This window comes from Archangium lipolyticum (genome assembly GCF_024623785.1).
Lineage (GTDB): Bacteria > Myxococcota > Myxococcia > Myxococcales > Myxococcaceae > Archangium > Archangium lipolyticum.
The window spans coordinates 111,765-134,405 of sequence record NZ_JANKBZ010000020.1 but is presented as its reverse complement, the minus strand read 5'-3'; the positions used below and the strand labels follow the sequence as shown (position 1 = coordinate 134,405).

The window sequence follows — 22,641 nt, the reverse complement described above, 5'->3', positions numbered from 1 at the left end:
GCGGGCAGGCAGGTCCACGCCTGCCCCGGGGCGGAATTCCGGCGACCGGATTGCTGTCCAACTGGCCACAGCCGAACTCTCGCTGGACGTAACCGGGGCACACGCAGATAGCGCCTGAGCCGTGCGCTCGCACCAGTGGAGCCAAGGCTGACAGGTCGCCATGCAGCCAACCTCCCGCCCTCGTGCGCCCCTTGCCCGCTCCACGCTCATCCACATGGGCGTACGCATCGCGGTGGTCATCGCACTGACCACCCTGTTCAGCTACCTCCACATGTTCGGCACCCTGCGCACCGAGGCCCTCGCGCAGCTGGAGCAGCATGTGTCAGAGCGTGCGCAGCGCGAGCAGGGCATCTTCGTGCTCGCCCAGGACAACCTGGCCATCCTCGAGAAGGCCCTCGAGGAGAGGATCCGCGCCCTCACCCCGGAGGAAGTGAACACCCGCTTCGAGCTCCTGTTCGCGAACCTTCCCGATGGCACGGTGCGCAGCCGTCCCGAGGGCTTCGACGGCAAGAAGAATGTGTGCGTCTTCGTCCCCTCGGGAGTGACCGTCGATCAGGACCTGCGCCGCCGGCTCGTCGCCTCGCACGACGTGCTCGCCCAGTATGGACCCGCCTTCCATGTGCGCTTCACGGACACCTACATCACGCTGCCCGAGGGTCCCATCGCGCTCTACTGGCCCGAGCGCTCCACCTGGTGCCAGGACGCCAGACCCACCGACTCGGTCATCACCCAGGACTACTTCCCCATCAGCCTGCCGGAGAACAATCCGAAGAGGCTGACGGCCTGGTCCGGCGTCTACGTGGACTCGGTGAGCGGCCAGTCGCTGACCTCGGTCACCAGGCCGTTGGACATGGACGGCCGCCATGTCGCGTCGCTCAGCCACGACGTTCCCCTCGCGGACCTGCTGGGCCGTACCATCGCGGACCACCTCCCCGGCGCCTACAACGTCATCTTCCGCGAGGACGGACAGCTCATCGCCTACCCCGGACAGACGGAAGGCGCGGCCCCTCCGTCCGGGTCCGCGGCGAGCCAGGAGCACCTGCGCCGCGTCTTCGAGCGGATGAAGGAGCGTGCCGATGGCCAGGACGTGCTGGAGCTCCCGGAGTCCGATGAGTACATCGCCACGGCCCGCATGCAGGGGACCGGCTGGTACTTCACCACGGTGCTCCCCGAGAGCGTGGTGTCCCAGCCCGCCTTCCAGGCGACGCGCTATGTCCTGCTGCTCGGCATCCTGTCGCTGCTGGTGGAGCTGGCCATCATGTACTGGGTCCTCCAGCAGCAGATCTCCCGCCCGCTGCTGTCCTTGAGCGAGGCCACCGACAAGGTGGCGGCCGGTGACTTCAAGGTGGAGCTGGACACCCATCGCTGTGACGAGCTGGGGCAGCTGGCCCGCTCCTTCCAGCTCATGGCGGACAAGGTCCAACATCGCGAGGAGGCCCTGCGCCAGGCCAACGAGGGCCTGGAGCAGCGCGTCGATGAGCGCACCCGGGAGCTCAAGCACATCCACCAGCAGTTGGTGCAGACGGCCCGCCGCGCCGGCATGGCGGAGATCGCCACCAACGTGCTGCACAACGTGGGCAACGTGCTCAACAGCGTCTACACCTCGTCCCAGGTCGCCAAGGAGCGGGTGAGCGAGATGCGGCTGGAGCACGTGGGCCGGGTGGCGAACATGCTCGAGCAGAACCAGTCCAACATCGCCACCTTCCTCACCCAGGACGAGCGCGGCCGGCATGTCATGCCCTTCCTGTCCCGGTTGAGCCAGAGCCTCCAGGACGAGCGCAACGAGGTCATCACCCTGCTCGACGACGTGGGCCGCTACACCGAGCACATCGGCGACATCGTCAAGGTCCAACAGAACTACGCCAGGATTCCCCGGGTCCATGAGCCGGTCGTCCTCGCCGACCTGCTGGAAGACGCCATCCGCATCAACTCGGCCGGACTCACCCGCCACCAGGTGAAGGTGCAGCGCCACATCTCGCAGATGCCTCCCATGCTGGCCGACAAACACAAGATCCTGATGATCCTCGTCAACCTGGTCAGCAATGCCAAATACGCCATGGATGGCGTACCGAGGGACGAGCGGCTCCTGAGCGTGAAGCTGGAACACACCCGGGACGAGCACGTCCGCATCGAAGTCCGTGACAACGGAATGGGCATCGCACCCGAGATGCTCACGCGCATCTTCAAATACGGCTTCACCACCCGCCCGGATGGACATGGCTTCGGCCTGCACTCCAGTGCCCTCGCGGCCCAGGAGCTGGGCGGCACGCTGGACGTCCACAGCGAGGGGCCAGGATGCGGCGCCACCTTCACCCTGGACATGCCCTTCGTTCCCGCTCCGGAGACCCCATGAGCAACTGCGCAAGCAAGAAGCGAATCCTCGTCATCGATGACTCCGAGGCCATCCACACCGACTTCCGCCGCATCCTCTGCCCGGAGACGCGCAAGAGCAGGGACGATCTGGACATGCTGGAAGAGGCCCTCTTCGGCTCGAATTCCGCCCAGGAGACACACTCCGGCGACTCGGAGTTCGAAATGGACTCGGCCTTCCAGGGCCAGGAGGGAGTGAGCAAGGTCAACGAGTCGCTCATCACCGGCCGTCCCTATTCGCTCATCTTCCTCGACTACCGGATGCCGCCGGGTTGGAACGGCGCCGAGACACTCAGGCGCCTGCGCCTGGTGTCTCCCTCGCTGCGCGTGGTGCTCTGCTCGGCCTACTCCGACTACTCCTGGGGGGAGCTCGTCCGGGAGTTCGGCAGGTCTCAATTGCTGACGGAGCTGCGCAAGCCCTTCAATGGCCAACAGGTCCGCCAGCTCGCGCTCTCCCTCATCGAGCCGAAGTGAGCCAATGACGCTGGCGCTCGAAGGGATAGGTGGGCAGGGGAACCCGGCGCCGGTGGTAGGGCGCGTCATAGGCCTCCCAGTCCACCTTCACCCCCTTCACATACAGCATCCCCAGCGTCTCCAGGAGCTGGGCCCACTCCGAGCGGCCCCGCTGGAGTGAGGTCAGCCAACCGGCCTCGGGCCTTCCCTCCGGCCGGGGTCCCAATTCCAGACACACGTCCACGCCGTGCTCGCGCAGGGCCTGCTCCGTCTCCTCGTTCAACGAGAGCAGCTGGGGCGCCGTGTAGGCTTCCGTCTGGGACGGCCCGCCGGCCGCCAGCCTCAGCCCCTCCTCCAGGCCGAAGACGCCCCCATCCACCGCCGCGACCAGCTGCCCCACGCCCCGCCCCACCACCGCCCGCGGCACCACGCCCCACGCCCGCCACATCCGCGACAGGCCCCACTCCAGCGCGAAGACCGCCGCCCTCCCGTACGCCTCCTCCTTCACCCGCTCGGACTCGGGGCCGCACAGCACCCAGATCAGGGGCGTCTCCAACACGCCCTTCAGCGCCGCTCCGCACTCCTCCAGCGCGTCACGGAAGACGGGCTGTGTCTCGTACAGCACCCGGCCCATCTCCGCGTACCGCCCGCCTTCCCCACCGAAGATGAAGGCCACGTTCGGCGCGATGCTTCCCGCGCGGCCCGGCCGCGAGCCCTCCAATTCCCGACCCGCCTCCACCTCGAGGAGCCGCTCGCGCATCGCCCGTGCGTCGCTTCCCACCACCGCCAGCCGGTGCTCGAAGTGCGCCCGCCCGGCCGCGGCCGTGAAGCACACGTCTCCCAGCTCCACCCCGCTGCCCTCCAGGAAGCGCGCGTAACGGCCCGCCTGCGCACGCAGCGCCTCCGGGCTCCGCGCCGACAGCACCAGGAGGTGCTCCGGCCTCTCCACCTCCCGCTTCACCTCCAACCGCGCCGGCGCCTCCCCCAGCACCACGTGCGCCAGGGTGCCAGTCCGCCCGTACGAGGTCACCCCCGCGATGCGCCGATCCTGCGTCGGCTCCCACGGCGTCGGCTCCACCGGCACCTTCACCCCCATCTCCGCCCAGTCGATATAGGGATTGGGATTCTTCAGGTGCAGGTGCGCCGGCAGCTCCCGGTGCTGCATCGCCAGCACCACCTTCATCATCCCCACCACGCCCGAAGCCGCCTCCGGGTAGCCGAGGTTCGTCTTCACCGAGCCCATCCACAGCGACTCTCCGCCCTTGCGCCCCTCCCTCAACACCGCCCACATCGCCTCCGCCTCGATGGGGTCTCCCATCGCCGTCCCCGTGCCGTGCGCCTCCAGGTAGCTCACCTCCGCCGGTGGCACTCCCGCGTTCCGCAATGCCTGACGGATGACCTCCTGCTGCGCCACGCCATTGGGCACCGTGAACGCGCTGCTCGGGCCATCGTGCCCCACCGCCGAGCCCCGGATGACCGCCAGGATGGTGTCTCCCTGGGCCTGCGCCTCCGACAAGCGTTTGAGCACCAGCACGCCACAGGCCTCCGCGCGGCCATAGCCATCCGCGGAGGCATCGAAGGCCTTGCATCTCCCGTCCGGAGAGAGCACCCCGCTCTGGGAGAGATAGACACTCACCTCCGGCGAGAGGACGAGGTTCACGCCCCCCGCCAGCGCCATCGCGCACTCTCCGTTCCTCAAGCTCTGGCAGGCCAGATGCACCGCCACGAGTGAGGACGAGCACGCCGTGTCCACCACCAGGCTCGGCCCCTGGAAGCCAAACAGATAGGACAGACGTCCGGAGATGGCGCAGTTGGCTCGCGCCCCCAGGAAGCCGGCGTCGATGCCCTCCAGGCCTCCCGCGTCCAGCACGCGCTGCCCGTAGTCGTTGTTCATCACCCCGACGAAGACGCCCACCCGCTCGCGACCGCCACGCTCCACCGCGTGCCCGGCCCGCTCCAGCGCCTCCCAGGCCACCTCCAACACCAGCCGCTGCTGCGGATCCATGCTCTCCGCCTCCCGCGGCGGAATGCCGAAGAACCGCGCGTCGAACCGGTCCACGTTCTTCAGGAAGCCGCCCCGCGTCGAGCGGATCTTCCCCTTCGCGCGGGGATCCGGATCGTACAGGGCCGCGGCGTCCCAGCGGTCCGGTGGGAGCTCACCGGTGGCATCGACTCCCCTCGACAGCATGTCCCAGAAGGCCTCCGGGCTCTCCACGCCCCCCGGAAGCCTGCACCCCATGCCGATGATCGCGATCGGCTCGCGGCGGGCGGCCTCGGCCTGCTCCAGCCGGGCCTCCAGCTTGCGAATCTTCACCAACTGCTGCTGCAACAGCTGGCGGTAATTGGGCTCCTCGGACATCTCTGGCCTCACGAATCCTTGGCGAGATCCTCGGCCACCAGCCGCGCCAGATCGGCGTCGGACAGTGCGTCGAGATCCTTCACGAGCCCATCCTCGGGCTCGCGTACGGGAACGGGTATCGGCTTCGGAGCCTCTCCCATGTCGAGCTTCAGCACCTCTCCCAGCAGGTGTTTCACCAGGAAGTCGATGGTCGGGTGATCCAACGCCACCGTCGCGGGGATGGACGCACCGAACCCCTTCTGCAACACATTGCGCAGCTCGATGGCCATCAGCGAATCCATGCCGAGCTCCGCGAACCCCTGCCGCCAGTCGACCTCCTGGACGGAGAGATGGAGGATGCGCGCCACGTCCTCCTGAAGGATTCGAGCCAGCAGGCGCTCGCGCTCCCGCGGCGGTGCCGCCCGGAGCTTCTCCATGAGCGGGTACTGGGAGGACGCCGGCTGCGCGCTCGTCCGCGGCGCCGCGCTCCGGGCCGGTGCCAGCGCCTCGTAGAAGGACGAGCGCCCCACGGCCCCGAGTCCCTCCAGGTACACCGGCCACTGGATGGACAGCAGCGCCACCTGGGGCCCGCCACTCGCGAGCGCCTCGGAGAACAGCTCGAGCGCCCGCCGCGTCGGCAGCGGCCGGATGCCCCGGTGCTCGAGCACTCGCGCCACGTGCCCGTCCGCCGCCCCCACCATGCCCACCTCGGCCCACGGTCCCCAGTCGAGCGACTGGCACACCTGCCCACGTGCGCGCCGCTCGTGCGCGAGCGCGTCCAGGAAGGCGTTCGCCGCCGCGTAGTTGCCCTGGCCCGCCGAGCCGAGCGTCGCCGACGCCGAGGAGAAGAGGACGAAGAAGTCCAGCGGCCGGCCCTGGGTGCGCCGGTGCAGGTTCCACGCCCCCGCCACCTTCGGCGCCATCACCCGCTCGAAGCGCTCCAGGTCCAGCTGCGGGAGCGCCCCGTCATCGAGCACACCCGCCGCGTGGATGATGCCTCGCAGCGGTGGCGAGGCCGCGTCGAGCCGTTGGAGCAGCCGCGCCACCTCCTCATCCCGCGAGACGTCCACGGAGGCGATGGCGATCCGGGCGCCCACCCGCTCGAGCCCACGCACCACCTCGGAGGCCGCGGCGGAGGGGGCCCGGCGTCCCACCAGCACCAGGTGACGCGCGCCCTGTTCCACCATCCACTTCGCCAACTCCAGGCCCAGCCCTCCGAGTCCTCCCGTGAGGAGGTACGTGGCATCCGGCCGGAGCGTGGGGGCTCCGTCGCGAGTGCCCGTCTCCGGCCTCAGCACCGGGTGCAGGCGCACGCCTCCACGGAAGGCCACCTCCCGCTCGGGAGCGTCTCCTCCGCGTCCCAGCTCGGCGACGAGGAGCCGGAGACTGCTCTCGGCATCCTCCGGATCCAGGTCCACGCGGGTGCAGCGCAGCTCCGGGCGCTCCACGTCCAACACCCGGCCGAAGCCCCACAGCGGAGCCTGGGCGAGCGCCAGCGTCGGGCGCGTCTCCTTCACCGCCTGCGCCCCTCGGGTGACGAGCCACAGCGGGGCCGGAGCGCCTCTCCGGCTCGCCAGTGCCTGCACGAGGTGCAGCGCACCACCGCTCGCCGTCAGCGCGGCGCGCTGCATCGCCTCGGCGGAGGTGTCCTCCAAGGCCGGCTGGTCCAGGCCCCACAGGTACACCACGCCCGCGCAGCCGTCCTGCCCGAGGGCCTCGTTCAACAGGCGCGCGAAGTCCTGGGGGCGGCGCGCATCGAGCTCGAACACCCCGGGCCCGAGTGCCTGGAACGCGGCGCCCGGACGGACGCGGATCACGGGCGCGCCGTGCTCCTCCAGCATGCGTGCGAGCCGCTCGCCCACGCCCTGTCCATCCATCAGCAGCACCCACGGCCCGCCGTCCAACTCCGGTGCCGAGGCGGGCCGGGGCGTGGACTCGGGCCGCCAGTGGATCGCGTAGCGCGCCGCCTCCTGCTTCGGCTCCATGGCGGTGCGCAGGTTGTCCCGGCTCGTCAGCCGCCCGCGGAAGCCGGAGAGCTCCGCCACCACGCCCAGCTCGTCGAGGATCCGCAGATCTCCCCCGAGGAACTCATCGGACGAGGCCCGCGCGCCCTCTTCCACCCGGGCATGGACCCACACCGTGCCCCTCGGTCGGCGGTACATGCTGAACCGCGAGATGCTGAACGGGATGAACAGCGTGTTCGCGCCACGCGAGCGGTCCAGCGCCCAACCCGCGAGCACCTGGATGCACGAGTCGATGAGCCCCGGGTGGAGCGGGTAGTCCTCCAGTCTGTCCTTCAGCGGGGGCGGCCTCATCTCCCCGAGGATCTCGTTGCCCTGGCGCCCCAGCAGGTGGATCCACTGGTAGCCGGGCCCCAGCGTGTAACCCCGCTCGAGCATGACGCGGTAGAAGTCCGCTCCCGAGCGCCGCTCCATGCAGCGGGCGTGGAGCTCCGCTCGCGAGGCCCAGGGCTCGGGCTCCACGGCCTTCCCCGGGCGCAGCTCGCCCGTGGCGTGCAGGACCCAGGACTCGGAGCCGTCGCGGTGGCCCAGCGACTTCACCTCGAACGCGCTCCCCTTCTCACGAGGCGTGAGGATGACCTGAAGCGTGCGCTCCTCGCCGTCCGCGAGCACCAGCGCCTGGGAGAAGGTCAGGTTCTCCAGCGTGCACGCCGGTGAGCCGTGGGCCTCCTCCACGGCGGAGAGCGCCAGTGACACGTGCGAGGATCCCGCCACGACGACGGTGCCGAAGAGGCGATGGTCCTCGAGGTGCGCTGGCCGCGACGCCGAATAGGTCGCCTCGTAGACGAGCGCGTCGAGCGCTGGCGAGCGCAACCGGCGGCCGAGGTGCGGCCGGACGTTCTCCTCGCCCCGGGGCGTGGACGCCACCGTGCGCGAGGCCGCGCCCCTCCACCAGTAGCGCTGGCGCTGGAAGGGATAGGTGGGCAGCCGCACCCGGCGACGATCATAAGGTGCGTCGTAGGACGCCCAGTCCACCACCACTCCCCGCACGTACAGCGTTCCCAGGGTCTCCAGCAGCTGCGTCCACTCGCCCCGGCCAGGACGCACCGAGGCCAGTCCGCCCGCCATGCCCCGCCCCTCTGGATGGGAGCCCACCACCAGGGCCACCTCCACCCCGCGCGCCCGCAGCTCCTTCGCCAGCACGTCCCATTGCCCACCCACCGCGCCTCGCCCGCCCACCGCCAGCCGCAAGCCCTCCTCCAGGCCGACGGCGCCCCGCTCCACCGCCGCCACGTGCTCGCCCACCCCCAGCCCCACCACCTCCTCCGGCTTCACGCCCCACGCCTTCCACAGCTGGGCCAGCGACCACTCCAGCGCGAAGACCGCCGCCCTCGCGTACGCCCGCTCCTTCAACAGCGCGAGCCCGGGCCCGTACAGCACCTGCCGCAGCGGCTTCTCCAGCACCTCCTTCAGCGCCTCCTCGCACCTACCCAGCGCCTCGCGGAAGACGGGCTGCGTCTCGTCCAGCTCCCGCCCCAGTCCCGCCCAGAGCTCCCCGCCGAACACGAACGCCACCTTCGGCGCCGCGCCCGCCGGGCTCCCCCGGATGACGCCCTCCACCTCTCGCCCCGCCGCCACCGCCTCCAGCCGCTCGCGCAGCAGCGCTCCGCTCCCTCCCACCACCGCCAGCCGGTGCTCCAGCGGCGCACGCCCCACCGCCGCCGTGAAGCACACGTCTCCCAGGGACTCGCCGCCCTCCTCCAGGAGCCGCGCGTAGCTGCCCGACAGCGCTCGCAGCGCCTCCGGGCTCCGCGCCGACAGCACCAGCACGTGCTCCGGCCTCTCCACCTCCTGCTTCCGCTCCGGCATCGGCGGTGCCTCCTCCAGCACCACGTGCGCGTTCGTCCCGCTGAAGCCGAACGAGCTCACTCCGGCGATCCGCCGGCCCTGCGTCGGCTCCCAGGCCGTCAGCTCCACCGGCACCGTCACCCCCATCCCCTTCCAGTCGATGTGCGGGTTGGGCGTCTTCATGTGCAGGTGCGCCGGCAGCTGCCGGTGCCGCATCGCCAGCACCACCTTCGCCACCCCGGCGATCCCCGCCGCGGATTCCAGGTGGCCGATGTTCGTCTTCACCGAGCCCATCCACAGCGACTCGCCGCCCTTGCGCCCCTGCTTGAACACGGACCACATCGCCTCCGCCTCGATGGGGTCTCCCAGCGACGTGCCCGTCCCGTGCGCCTCCAGGTAGCTCACCTCCGGGGGCGACACTCCCGCCGCCCGCAGCGCCTGTTGGATGACCGCCTGCTGCGCCAGTCCGTTCGGCACCGTGAGCCCGCTGCTCGGCCCGTCCTGGTTCACCGCCGAGCCCCGGATGAGGGCCAGCACCGTGTGTCCCTTCGCCCGCGCCTCCGACAGCCGCTCGAGCACCAGCACGCCACAGCCCTCGCCGCGCGCGAAGCCGTTGGCCGACGCGTCGAACGTCTTGCACCGGCCGTCCGCCGCCAGCATCCGCGCCTTGCAGGCCGACAGCGTCACCTCCGGCGAGAAGACCAGGTTCACTCCCGCCGCCAGCGCCATGCTGGACTCGCCGCTGCGCAGGCTCTGGCAGGCCAGGTGCAACGACACCAGCGCCGACGAGCACGCCGTGTCCACCGCCATGCTCGGCCCCTGCAGGCCCAGCGTGTAGGACAGCCGTCCGGCCGCCACGTTCAGCGCCGTGCCCGAGGACAGGTACGCGTCCAGCTCCGTCGGGTCTCCTCCGAGCATCAGCCGCGAATACTCGGACGCGGAGATGCCCACGAAGACGCCCGTGCGCGAGTTGCGCAGCGCGTGCGGATCCTGCCCCGCGTTCTCCAGCGCCTCCCAGGCCACCTCCAGCAGCAGCCGCTGCTGCGGATCCATGCTCTCCGCCTCGCGCGGGGAGATGCCGAAGAAACGCGGCTCGAAGCCGGCCACGTCCCGCAGGAAGCCTCCGCGGCGCACGTACATCTTCCCGGGCACGTCGGGGTCCGCGTCGTACCAGGCGTCCGCGTCCCACCGGTCCCCGGGGACCTCCACGGTGGCGTCCGTCCCCTGGCGCAGCAGCTCCCAGAAGGCCTCCGGCGTTTCCGCGCCACCGGGGAACCGGCAGGCCAGTCCCACGATGGCGATCGGCTCGTCCGACTGCCTCCGCCTCCGGGGCTCGGCCGTGCTGGTCTTGGGCAGCCCCGCTTCCACCAGCGACGACAGGTGCTCCGTGAGCGACTGGAGGTTCGGGAAGTTGAAGGCCAGGGTCGCCGGCAGCTTCAACCCCAGGGTCTCCTGCAACCGCCCCTTCAGCTCCACCGCCATGATGGAGTCCATCCCCAGCTCGGCGAAGCCGCGCTCGGGGGGCAGGGGCTGACCGGAGTCCAGACCGAGCACCCGCGCCACCCGCTCCCGCACCATGGCCTGCAGGGCCTCACGCCGGGCCGCCGGCGTGGCGGCCTCGCGCCACGGCGCCGAGACAAGCGCCTCCGTCGCGGCCTCCGCCTTCGGCTTCGGCGCCTCGTCCGAGATGCGCTCCAGGAAGCGCCGGCCGCTCCGGGCCTCGAACACGGGCTTGAAGCGCTCCCACCGGACCCCCGCCACCACGCCCTGTGGCACGCCCGCCGCGAGCAGGCGCTCCATCCACTCCAGCCCGGCCTCCGGAGCGATCGCGTCCACGCCCACGTCCTCCAGCCAGCGCCGCGTCTCGGGCGAGGCCATCCCCGCGCCGCTCCACGGCCCCCAGTTGATGACGGACGCCACCAGGCCCCGCGCCCGCCGGTACGCCACGAGCGCGTCCAGGAAGGCATTGCCCGCGGCGTAGTGCCCCGAGCCCGTCGAGCCCCACACCGACGAGATGGACGAGAAGAGGACGAAGAAGTCCAGCGCGTCCCCGCTCGTCAGCTCGTGGAGGTTCCAGGCCCCCTCCACCTTCGGGGCCATCACCCGGTCGAGCTTGCCGACATCCAGCTCCTGGATGCGCGCGTTCGTGGAGACCCCCGCCGCGTGGATGACGCCGCGCAGCGCGGGCATCGAGCCCCTGATGCGCTCGAGCAGCGCCGCCATCTCGTCCCGCCGGGCCACGTCCGCCTGGGCCAGCAGCACCGTCGCCCCCGCGGACTCCAGCTCGCGCACCGAGGCGATCCGCGCCGCCAGCTCTCCGCCCTGGGACACCAGCTCGTCCCAGCGCGCCCGCTCCGGGAAGGCGCTGCGCGCGGTGAGCACGAGCTGCCGTGCGCCCCGGCCCACCAGCCAGCGCGCCACCTGGAGGCCCAACGCCCCCTGGCCGCCCGTGACGAGGTACGTGCCCGCGGGCTCCACCCGCATGGGCCTCGGCTCGAGGGCGTCCCGCCGCACCAGGCGCGCCACGTACCGCTCCAGGCCTCGCAGCGCCACCTGGTCCTCACCCTTCACCGCGCTCAGCTCCTCCCAAAGCCGCTCCGCGTCGTGCCCGGGGCCCAGGTCGATCAACCCCCCCCACCGCTCCGGGTGCTCCAGCGCCGCCACCCTCCCGAGGCCCCACAACGGCGCCTGGGCGGGCTCCACCTTCTCGGAGCCCTTGCCCACCTGCTGCGCGCCGCGCGTGACGATCCACAGCCTGCCGCCCGGCTCCGGCGCGGACTCCAGCACCCGCAGCACCGAGGCCACTCCGGCACACGCCTCGCGCAGCCCCACGCCCTCCACGCCCGCCACGTCCAAGCCCCACAGGTACACCACGCCCGCGCAGGGGAACGTCGCGGAGAAGCGCTGGCGCCACAGGCCCTCCAGGGCCGTGGCATCCAGCGGGGACACCGCCAGGGACTCCGGCCCCGGCGCCGAGCCCGCGTACACCTTCACGCAGTCGGGCCCCAGGGCCTCGGCCAGGCGCTCACCCACTCCGCCCTGATCGCACAGCAGCAGCCAGGTGCCGCCCGAGGGCCCGGCGGCGGACCCCTTGCGCTCGGAGGGTGCCCACTCCACCCCGTACAGCTCGCCCCGCACGCCCTGCTCGGGCTTGCTGGCGGGGACCTCCACCACCACCGTCGCGGGACGCGTGGACTCGGACGCCACGGCGGGCACCCAGTACCGCTGGCGTTGCCACGGGTAGTGCGGCAGCTCCACCTTGCGGCGCGCCGGCTCCGGGTCCACCTTGCGCCAGTCCAGCGGGTAGCCGTGCACGAACAGGCGACCCAGGGTCCCCAGCAGCTGCTCCAGGTCATCCCGGCCCTTGCGCAGCGAGGGGAGGTACGCCGGCCCCTCGCCCAGGCAGGCCCGTCCGAGCCCCAGCAGCGTGGTGTGGGGGCCCACCTCCACGAAGGTGTCGATGCCCAGCCCGCGCAGGGACTCCAGGCCCTGCTGGAAGCGCACGGCCTCGCGCGCATGGCGGCGCCAGTAGCCCGGGGCGCCCAGCTCGCCGGGCCCCACCGGCCGGCCGGTCACGTTGGAGATGAGCGGCAGCTTCGCGGGCGACAGCGTCAACCCCGCCGCCTTCGTCTCCAGGGCGCCGAGCATCGGCTCCAGCAGCGGCGAGTGGAAGGCGTGCGAGACGTTGAGCCGCCGCACGGCGATGCCCTGGGCCTCCAGCGCCGAGGTGATGTGCGCCACCGCCTCGCCCTCGCCCGAGAGGGACAGCTGGCCCGGGGCGTTGTACGCGGCGATGGACACCCGGTCCCGGAAGGGCGCGAGCAGCGGGGCCACCTGCTCCTCGGTGGCGAACACCGTGGCCATGACGCCCCCGGCGGGCAGCGCCTGCATGAGGCGTCCGCGCTCGGCGATGAGCTCCAGCGCGTCCTCCATGGAGAGGATGCCCGCCACGCACGCGGCGGCGAACTCGCCCACGCTGTGCCCCATGACGGCATCCGGCACCACGCCCCACGAGCGCCACACCTCCGCCAGCGCGTACTCCAGCGCGAACAGGGCCGGCTGGCTGTAGAGGGTCTGATCGATGGGAGACGGCGCTCCTTCCTTGGGGAAGAGCACCGAGAGCAGATCCATCCTCGGCTTCAGCTTCGCGGCGCAGCGGTCGAGCGCCTCACGGTAGACCTCGGACGTCTCGTAGAGCCTCCGCCCCATGCCGGTGAACTGCGAGCCCTGCCCGGTGAAGAGGAAGGCCACCTTTGGAGCGGTGTTCCCCGCCTTGCCATGGGCCACCTGCTCCGGCTTGGAGCCCGAGGCGAAGGCCTTCAAGCCCGTGGTCAGCGCCTCCGTCGAACCGCCCGCCACCGCCAGCCGGAACGGGAGCCGGGCCCGGGTGGTGTTGGCGGTGAAGCACACGTCCGCCACGTCCAGCTCCGGGTGGGCACCGAGGTGCTCGGCGTGGCGGCGCGCCAGCTCCACCAGGGCCTCCTCGCTCCGGGCCGAGAGCGTCAGCAGGTGCCCGGGACGCGCGGCCGGAACCTGCTCGGGAGCCGCCTTCGGAGGTGCCTCCTCCAGGATGACGTGGGCGTTCGTCCCGCTCATGCCGAACGAGCTCACCCCCGCGCGCCTGGGCGCTTCGCCCCGCGCCCACGGCTGCTGCTCGGTGGGGACGAAGAACGGCGTGCCCTCCAGCTGGATGCGCGGGTTGAGCCGGCTGAAGTTCAGGTGCCGGGGGATGGCCTGGTGCCGGAGCGCCAGCACCGCCTTGATGAGCCCCGCGACGCCCGCCGCCGCCTCCAGGTGCCCCAGGTTCGTCTTCACCGACGCGAGCGCGCACCGGGAGCCGTCCTCCCTCGGCTTGCCCAGCACGTCGATCAGCGCCTCGACCTCGATGGGATCTCCCAGCGGGGTGCCGGTGCCATGCGCCTCCACATAACCAATGGAGGAAGGTTCCACGCGCGCGCTGGCCAGCGCCTGCCGCAGCAGGGCCTGCTGCGCGAGCACGTTGGGCGCGGTGAAGCCCGTGGAGCGGCCATCCTGGTTGATGGCGGAGCCCCGGATGATGGCGAGGATGTCGTCCCCCTGCGCCTTCGCGTCCGACAGGCGCTTGAGCACCACGACGCCGCAGCCCTCGCCGCGCACGAAGCCATTGGCCCGCGCGTCGAAGGCGCTGCACCGCCCATTCGGAGAGAGCGCCTGCATGCGCACGAGCCCCTCCGTGATGAACGAGTCCAGGATGAGGTTCACCCCGCCGGCGAGCGCCAGGTTGCACTCGCCACCGCGCAGGCTCTGGCAGGCCAGGTGCACCGCGACGAGCGACGAGGAGCAGGCCGTGTCCACGGCGAGGCTCGGCCCCTGCAACCCGAGCAGGTAGGAGAGGCGCCCGGGCGGGAAGCAGTGGCCGTTGCCCGTGACGAAGTAGGCGTCCACCTGGCCCGGCGCCGAGGGCAACAGCCGCTCGTAGTCATTGCCGGTGAGGCCCACGAAGACGCCCGTGGGCGAGCCCGCCAGCCGCTCCGGATCCACCCCCGCGTGCTCCAGGGCCTCCCAGACGACCTCCAGCAGCAGCCGCTGTTGCGGATCCAGACTGGCGGCCTCGCGTGGGGAGATGCCGAAGAAGCCCGCGTCGAAGCCGCTCACATCGTCCAGGTAGCCGCCCCAGCGCGCCCCCGAGCCCTCCGCTCCCGAGCGGCGCGAGGCCGGCTCGCGGCGGATGGCCTCGCGCCCCTCCGCCAGCAGCTTCCAGTAGGCCTCCGGCGTGTCCGCGCCTCCCGGGAAGCGGCAGCCCATCCCCACGATGGCGATGGGCTCGGTGCGAGCCAGCTCCAGCGCGTCGATGCGGGCCTGCATCTTCTGCATGGCCAGCACCGCGCGCGCCAGGCGCTGCTTGAGCTCGTCCTTGACGTCGTCACTCACTTCGCGTCCTCCCAGGACGACAGCACGTCATCCATCAGTCCCATCAGGGCCTCTTCCGACAACGCGGCGATCTGCTCCATGCCCGGCTCCGTGCCCTTGGGTTCGAGACTCCTGGGTTTCTCCACCTCGTGCTTCCCGTTCCCGTTCCCGTTCGCGACGGCCCTGGGCTCCACCACCGGGGTACGCGGCTCCACCGCGGGGCGGGGCTTGGAGGGGGTCACCTCGCGCGAGGGCGCGGCGAGCCCCAGCTGGCCCAGGAGGAACGTGGTCAGCGCGGCGAGGGTGGAGTGCGCCCACAGCAGCGTCGCCGACAGCTTCAGCTCCAGCACGGACTCGATGCGGTTGCGCAACTCCAGGCTCATCAACGAGTCGAGCCCCAGGCTGCGGAACGGATCATGCCGCCCCACGCGCCCCGGTTCGATCCGCAGCACCTGGGCGAGCCGCTCCCGCAGGTAGTTCTCCAGCAGGCCCGTGCGCGCGCCCGGCTCGGAGCGCCGCAGTTGCAGCAGCAGCTCGGAGCGGCTCCGGGACGTGGCGCCCTCCGCCTGAGCGGCCAGCTCCTCCCAGACGCGCAGCGAGGCCGCGCTGGGGAAGAACTCCAGCCACTGGCGCACGTCGAGCGCCACCGCGGCCGGCTGCACCGCGCCCTCCTTCAACAACCGCTCCAGCAGCGCCTCGCCCTGTTTCGGGGAGAAGCTCGCCATGCCCCGGTATGCCAGGCGCTCGCCCCGGTTGGACTGCGCCACGGCCAGGCCCACCTCGGAGAAGGGCCCCCAGTTGATGCTCAGCGCCGGCAGGCCCTGCTGGCGCCGGTGGTGCGCCAGCGCGTCCATGGCCGCGTTCGCCGCGGCGTAGTTGCTCTGGCCCGGCGTCCCCAGCAGCGAGGCCACCGAGGAGTACAGGACGAAGAAGTCCAGCGGCTCCTCGCGGGTGAGGGCATGCAGGTTCCACGCGCCCTGGATCTTCGGGGTCATCACCAGACGGAACCGCTCGGGATCCTGGTGCTCGACGATGCCGTCATCGAGCACGCCCGCGCAGTGCAGCACCCCGCGCAGCGGCGGCAGCTCCGCGCGCGTGCGGGCCAGGACGTCGGACATCCGCACCATGTCCGCCACGTCCGCCCGGGCGATCTCCACCCGCACGCCCTGGGCCTCCAGGGACTGGATGACTTCCCGGGCGGACTCGGACACGCCGCTGCGTCCCACCAGCAGCAGGGTGCGCGCGCCGCGCTCCACCAGCCACCGGGCCGCCGACAGCCCCAGTCCCCCGAGGCCGCCGGTGATGAGGTACGTCGCGTCCGGCAGCACCTGGAAGTGGTGCCGGGGCACGACGAGGCGCAGCTCTGGATCCTCCATGGAGATGACCAGCCGGCCCGTGTGCAGGCCCTGCGCCATGGTGCGGAAGGCGTCGGTGACACGCGAGACGGGGAAGCACTGGTGGGGCAAGGGCTTCAACACGCCCGCCTCCACCTGCTCCACCACCTCCCGGAGCAGCTGGCCGCACAGCACCGGCCGCCGCATCCGGAGCCCCACCATGTCCACGGTCATGTACGAGAAGGGCTGGCGGGGTTGGCGGATGGCCCGCGGATCCACCCCGTGGCCCTCGTGGGCGTCGTTCTGGCCCACGTCCAGGAAGCGGCCTTCGGGTGCCAGCACCTCCAGGCCGCGCGAGACGGCCTCTCCGGAGAGCGAGTTGAGCACCACGTCCACGCCCTCGCCCCGGGTGATCGCCCGCACCTCGTCGACGAAGGCCAGCGAGCGCGAGTCCATGACGTGCGCGATGCCCAGTGAGCGCAGCAGCTCCCGCTTCTCCGGCGTGCCCGCCGTGGCGAGGATCTCCGCTCCCACGGCCTGGGCCACCTGCACCGCCGCGAGCCCCAATCCCCCCGCGGCCGAGTGGATGAGGACGCGCTCGCCCCGGCGCAGCCGGCCGAGGTAGTTCAACGCGTACCACGCCATCAGGAAGACGCCCGGCAGCGTGCTCGCCTCCATCGGGCCCAGCCCTCGCGGGAGGGGCACGACGAGGCGCGCGTCCGTGACGATGTGGGAGGCGAGGCTCCCGGGCGCGAAGGCCATCACGGGCTGTCCCACGGACAGGCCCGTCACACCCTCGCCCAGGGCCACCACGCGGCCGGCGCAGTCCAGGCCCAGCATCATGGGATCGGGCCGGTCCTGGGGCGTGAAGCCCATGGCCTTCATCACGTCGGCGAAGCTGAGGCCCGCCGCGTCGACCTGGACCTCCACCTCTCCCGGGCCGGGCGGGCGCCGCTCCGTGGCACGCACCACCAGTCCGCCGATGATGCCGGACGGGGGAATCTCCACCCGGAAGTGGCGGCCCGTGGCGGGCAGCGTCGGCACTTCCGGCACCAGCCCCTCGACATGAGGCGGACGCCGGATGAGCCGCGCCGCGTACCGCCCGTCCGCGCGCAGGGCCACCTGCTCGTCGCCCGGCTCCGCGGCCAGCTCGCGCTCCAGGGACTCCACGCCCCCCGCGCCCGAGGACGGATCCAGATCCAGGCACGTGCAGCGCAGCTCCGGGTGCTCATGGCCGATGGAGCGGCCCAACCCCCAGAGCGCCGCCTGGAGCGCGCCGCCCACCGGAGAGCCCGCCACCGCCCAGGCACCACGCGTCACCAGCCACAGGTGCGGAGGCTCGCGCCACCCGAACCGCAGCAGCGACTGCACCACCCGCAGCGCGCCGCCGCAGGCCCGCACCGTCTCCTCGAGGGCCCGCTCGCCCGACACCTCCGTCGCGGGCAGATCCAACCCCCACAGGTACACCACGCCCGCGCAGTCCCGGGCCTCGGGGAAGCCCTCCGCGAGCACGGTGTCCAGGTCCGCGCGCGAGCCCGGGGCCACCGTGTAGTGGCCCGGACCGAGCTTGCGCGCCGCCACCCCGGCCTCCACGCGGACGCAGGGCTCGCCCCGAGCCTCCAGCAGGGCCGCGAGCTCCCGGCCCCGCCCTCCCCGGTCCATGAAGATGAGCCAGGGCGCGCCCTCCTCGCCGCACCTGGGCCTCGGGGACAGCGCCACCTTGCGCCACGTCAGCTCGAAGAGCGAGCGGTCCTGCTCGCCCCGGGCCTTGTCGGTGCGCGCCGGCAGCACCATCAGCGACAGCCCCTCCACCCGCGCGATGGGCGCCCCCTGCTCATCCATCAGGAGGATGTCTCCCTCGAGGGTCGTGCCCTGACGCTCGGGCGCCTTCGACTCCAGGCGCGCATGCGCCCACCGGGGCGCCACCCCGCGGCGCGTGACGACGAAGCGCCGCACCCAGACGGGGACGATGGTGGACTCGGCCATCGGCGCCGCGGCCAGCATCACCTGCAGGGCCGCGTCCAGGAGCGCGGAGTGCAGGCCGCTCACCTTGCCGAGCGACGGCGGGGTGTCGATCCGCCCCAGCGCCTCGCCGTCGCGGCGCCACACCTCCTGGAGCCCCCGGAACGCGGGCCCGTACTGGAGGCCGCGCTTGTCCATCTCGAAGTAGAACACGTCGCCCAGGAGCATCTCGCGGCACCGCCCCTGGACCTCCTCCAGCGACACGCAAGCCGACAGGGCCGCCTCGGACGCGTCCAACGTCCGCACGCTCCCGGTGACGTGGGTCGTCCAGACCTCCGGCCCGGCCACACCGGGGGTGGGAACGAAGCTGGAGACCTTGAAGGAAGCGCTCCTTCCCTCCTCGCGGGGCTCCAGCAACAGCTCGGCCATCCGCGCCTGCTCATCGGGCAGCACCAGCGCCTCGTCGAGCTGCATTCCCTCGACGACCCAGGGACCGGAGCCGAGCGACGCATGGGACGCCGACAGCGCCCAGTCCAGGTAGGCCGCGGCCGGGAGGATGGCGGAGCCCTGCACCCGGTGGTCCTTCAAGTAGGGCAGGTGCTCCAGGCCCAGCTCCACGTCCCAGAAGATGGCTCCGGGCCGCAGGGAGGAGTGACGGGGAATGCCCGGCAGCGACTGGCCGCGGCTCGCCGAGGACTCTTGATGGGAACGCTTCGACGTCCCCGCCTGGAACCAGAAGTGCTGACGCTGCCAGGGGTAGTCCGGCAGCCGCACGAAGCGGCCTCCCTCGCGATGCAGCGCCGTCCACTCCACCTCCCGGCCCGCCGCGTAGAGGATGCCGAGCGTCTCCAGCATCACCTCGCGCTCGGGTTGCTCGCGCCGCACGGACGGCAGCACCGAGCCCTCCATGCTCAGGTGGGAGAGCGTCTGCTCGATGGAGGGCAGCAGCACCGGGTGCGGGCTCACCTCCACGAAGAGCGAGTGCCCGGAGCCGACCAGCTGCTCCACCACGGGTGACAGCAGCACGGGCTCCCTCAGGTTGCGCACCCAGTAGGAGGGATCCAGGCCCGAGCCGTCCGTCATCTCCCCCAGCACCGTGGAGAACAGCGGCACGTCGCCACGCCGGGGCGCCAGGCCCTCCAGCGCGTGCAGCAGCTCCTCGCGCAGCGGCTCCATCTGCGGGCTGTGCGACGCCACGTCCACCTTCACCCGGCGGCAGAAGACCTGGTTGGCCTCCAGCGTCTCCAGCACGTGGGTGAGCGCCTGGACCTCACCGGAGAGCACCGTGGAGCGGGGGCTGTTGCTGGCCGCCACGGAGATCCGGTCCTCCAGACCGATGATGGCCGCGCGCGCCTCCTCCAGCGTCAGCTCCGTCACCGCCATGGCGCCCTGGCCGCTCAACCGGCGTAGCAACAGGCTGCGGCGGCAGATGATGCGGGCCGCGTCCACCAGATCGAGCGCCCCGGCCACGTGCGCCGCGGCCACCTCGCCCATGCTGTGGCCCACCACCACGTCGGGCACCACGCCCCACGCGCGCCACAGCCGGGCCAGCGCCACCTGCACGGAGAAGAGCGCGGGCTGCACCTGGTCGATGCGCTCCATCCACGCACCGTCGTCCGAGGACAGGAGCTCCAGCAACGACCAGTCCACGAAGCGGCGCAGCGCACCGTCGCACTGTTCGATGGCCGAGCGGAACACGGGCTCCTCGGCCAGCAGCCGGCGCCCCATGCCGAGCCACTGGGAGCCCTGGCCCGGGAAGATGAACACCACGGGCTGGTGCCGGCCATCGGCGCGGCGCGTCATGGCGACCCCCGGGCGCATCTCCCCGCGGATGAAGGCGGCCAGGCCGTCGCGCACGTCGGCGGTGGTGCGGACCATCAGCGCCAGGCGGTAGTGCAGGTGGGCGCGGTGCACGGCGGCCGAGTAGCAGACGTCATGCAGCGACAGCGGGCGCTCCTCCAGACGCTTCAGCAGCAGGTTCGCGCTCTCCACGAGCGCCTCGGGCGTCTGCGCGGACAGGGGCAACAGCTCCGTGCGTCCCGGCACCTCGGCGTGCCACTCCCCGGAGGGCAGCTCGGCCACCGGCACCTCCGGCGGAGGGAGCGCCGTCCAGCGCACCTGGACGCCCCGCGCGTGCAGGGCCCCGAGCGCCTCCAGCATCGCCGCGCGCGGCTCGTCGCGCCGCATCGAGCCCACCGCCAGTCCCCCCGTACGTCCGGCCTTGCGCAGCAGTTGCTCCACCGGGCGGATCAGCGACGGGTGGGGGCTGAGCTCCACGAAGGTGTCGACGCCCTCGCCCACCAGCCGCTCCATGGCCTGGGTGAAGCGCACCGGCTGGCGCAGGGTGCGGATGCGCGTGTCACCCGCGAGGCATGAAATCCAACGCCCCTCCAGCCCGCGGGCCCGCAGCCGCTCCTGGGCCTTCTCCAGCTCGTCGCGCAGCGAGTCCCACTGCCGCAGGCGGCTGGCGCGGTACACCATCCACACCGCGTCGGCGGCCTCCAGCCCCCCGGCGATGCACGCGGCGGCCACCTCGCCCACGCCGTGGCCCACCACCACCTCGGGCTCCACGCCCCAGGAGCGCCACAGGGCCGCGAGCCCCAGCTGCATCGCGAGCGTCAGCGGCTCGGCGGCGTCCTCGTCCAAGCGCACCCGCGTGCCCGGCTCCCGCAGCGCCCCCACCAGGGACCAGCCGGCCAGCGGCATGAAGGTCTTGTCCAGCGTCTCCACGCAGGCGCGGAACACCGGCTCCGTGGCGAGCAGCTCGCGGCCCATGGAGGGCCACTGCGAGCCCTGGGGCGCGCAGAGGAAGGCCAGGCGCGGCGGCGCCCCGGCCTCGCTGGTGAAGAGTCCGGCCCGGCGCTTTCCCTGCCGGAGGGCCTTGAGCTGCGCCGTCAGCTCCGCGCGCGTGCGGAAGGTGAGGGCCGCGCGGTGGGGCCCGCGTCCGGCGCGCAGGGCCCAGGTGCGGCACAGGTCGCGCAGGCACACCGGCTCCTGCTCGTGCAGCACCAGGGCCTCCGCCTTCGCCGCCTGGGCCAGCAGCGCCTCCGCGCTGTCCGCCGCCAGCGGCAGCAGCTCCTCGCGCCCCACCGGAGACTCCTCCAGCACCACGTGGGCGTTGGTGCCGCCCCAGCCGAACGCGCTCACCCCCGCCGTCGCCGGCTCGTCCTCTCCGGGCCACGGCATCAGCCGCTGCGGCAGGCTCAGCCGCAGCTCGCCGAAGGGAATGCGCGGGTTGGGCTCGCCATGCATCATGTGCGGCGGCACCAGCCGGCGCGACAGGGAGAGCGCCACCTTGATGAGGCCCGCGATGCCCGCCGCGCCCTCCAGGTGCCCGATGTTGGCCTTCACCGAGCCGATCAGCAGCGGCCGGTCGGCCGCCCTCCCCTCGCCCAGCGCGGACCCGAGCGCGCTCGCCTCGGTGGGATCTCCCAGCGCCGTGCCCGTGCCGTGCGTCTCCACGTAGTGCACGCGGCTGGGGGGCACTCCGGCGCGCTCGTACGCCTCGTGCAGCAGCGCCGCCTGTCCCGGCACGCTCGGCGCGGTGAGCCCGTTGCCCGTGCCGTTGTTGTTCACCGCGCTGCCGCGGATGATGCAGTAGATGCGCGCGCCCGAGGCGAGCGCGGCCGACAGCGGCTGCAGCACCACCAGCCCCGCGCCCTCGCCCCGTCCGAAGCCATCCGCGCCCACCGCGAACGCCTTGCTGCGGCCATCCGGTGACAGGCCGCCGAACTTGGACAGCAGCACGTTCGCCTCGGGCGAGAACATCAGGTTGGCGCCACCCACCAGCGCCATCCGGCACTCCCCCGCGCGCAGGCTCTGGCAGGCCAGGTGCACCGCCACCAGCGACGAGGAGCACGCCGTGTCCACCGACAGGCTCGGCCCGCGCAGCCCCAGCACGTAGGACAGGCGGTTGGCCACGATGTTGAGCGACTGGCCCGTCGAGCTGTGCAGCGTCACCGCCGCGCGATCCGTCAGGTGCCTGTCCGCGTACTCGTGCCAGATGGCGCCCATGAACACGCCCGTGCGCGAGCCCTTCAGGCTCGAGGACGGCACGCCCGCGTCCTCCAGCGCCTCCCAGCACACCTCCAACATCAACCGCTGCTGCGGATCCATCTCCGCCGCCTCGCGCGGGGAGATGCCGAAGAAGAGCGGATCGAACTGGCTCACCCCGTCCAGGAAGTAGCCGTGCCGCGTCACCATCTTCCCCGGCGCCTGCGGATCCGCGTCGTACCAGGCCGTGTTGTCCCAGCGATCCGGCGGCACCTCCCGGAGCAGATCCCTCTTGTCACACAGCAGCCGCCAGAACGCTTCCGCGTCCGGCGCGCCCGGGAAGCGGCACGCCAGCCCGACCACGGCGATGGGTTCCGCGCCCTGGGCATGCGCGGCTCCTGCCTCGGCTCCCCCCAGCTCCTGCTCCAACTTGGTGGAACCGGCGCCGAGCCCCAGCTGGATCTCGCTCTCCGTCATGAGTTGCCTTCCTGTG

5 protein-coding genes are annotated in these 22,641 nt (G+C 72.2%); 2 read left to right on the top strand and 3 right to left on the bottom strand.

Annotation, left to right across the window (positions count from 1 at the left end; all coding sequences use genetic code 11):
• Positions 1–160 precede the first annotated feature (160 nt).
• Positions 161–2,353, top strand: coding sequence for an ATP-binding protein (locus NR810_RS33660; RefSeq protein ID WP_257458555.1), 2,193 nt, complete (start codon positions 161–163; stop codon positions 2,351–2,353).
• Positions 2,350–2,844 (top strand): response regulator, encoded by a 495-nt coding sequence (locus NR810_RS33655; RefSeq protein WP_257458554.1) that lies wholly within the window; start codon positions 2,350–2,352, stop codon positions 2,842–2,844. The genes NR810_RS33660 and NR810_RS33655 overlap by 4 nt, the downstream gene beginning before the upstream one ends.
• Here the strand turns inward: NR810_RS33655 and NR810_RS33650 are convergent.
• From NR810_RS33650 to NR810_RS33635, 3 genes are read right to left on the bottom strand one after another with little or no spacing between them, the layout of a single operon-like run.
• The gene (locus NR810_RS33650) at positions 2,828–5,182 is read right to left on the bottom strand and encodes a type I polyketide synthase (protein ID WP_257458553.1); all 2,355 of its coding nucleotides are present in this window, start codon (positions 5,180–5,182) and stop codon (positions 2,828–2,830) included. The two genes, NR810_RS33655 and NR810_RS33650, sit on opposite strands and share 17 nt — an antisense overlap.
• An 8-nt stretch (positions 5,183–5,190) precedes the next feature.
• Entirely contained in the window at positions 5,191–14,880 is a 9,690-nt protein-coding gene (locus NR810_RS33645) for a type I polyketide synthase (RefSeq protein ID WP_257458552.1), read from the bottom strand.
• Positions 14,877–22,625 carry an SDR family NAD(P)-dependent oxidoreductase gene (locus NR810_RS33635; protein WP_306818721.1) on the bottom strand — a complete coding sequence of 2,583 codons (7,749 nt, stop codon included), beginning with the start codon at positions 22,623–22,625 and terminating at the stop codon, positions 14,877–14,879. The genes NR810_RS33645 and NR810_RS33635 overlap by 4 nt, the downstream gene beginning before the upstream one ends.
• Between the last annotated feature and the right edge of the window lie 16 nt (positions 22,626–22,641).

Excerpts from the sequence above, each read along its gene's own strand:
- NR810_RS33635 (WP_306818721.1), bottom strand. The coding sequence starts at position 22,625 with ATGACGGAGAGCGAGATCCAGCTGGGGCTCGGCGCCGGTTCCACCAAG.
- NR810_RS33655 (WP_257458554.1), top strand. The coding sequence starts at position 2,350 with ATGAGCAACTGCGCAAGCAAGAAGCGAATCCTCGTCATCGATGACTCC.
- NR810_RS33660 (WP_257458555.1), top strand. The coding sequence starts at position 161 with ATGCAGCCAACCTCCCGCCCTCGTGCGCCCCTTGCCCGCTCCACGCTC.
- NR810_RS33650 (WP_257458553.1), bottom strand. The coding sequence starts at position 5,182 with ATGTCCGAGGAGCCCAATTACCGCCAGCTGTTGCAGCAGCAGTTGGTG.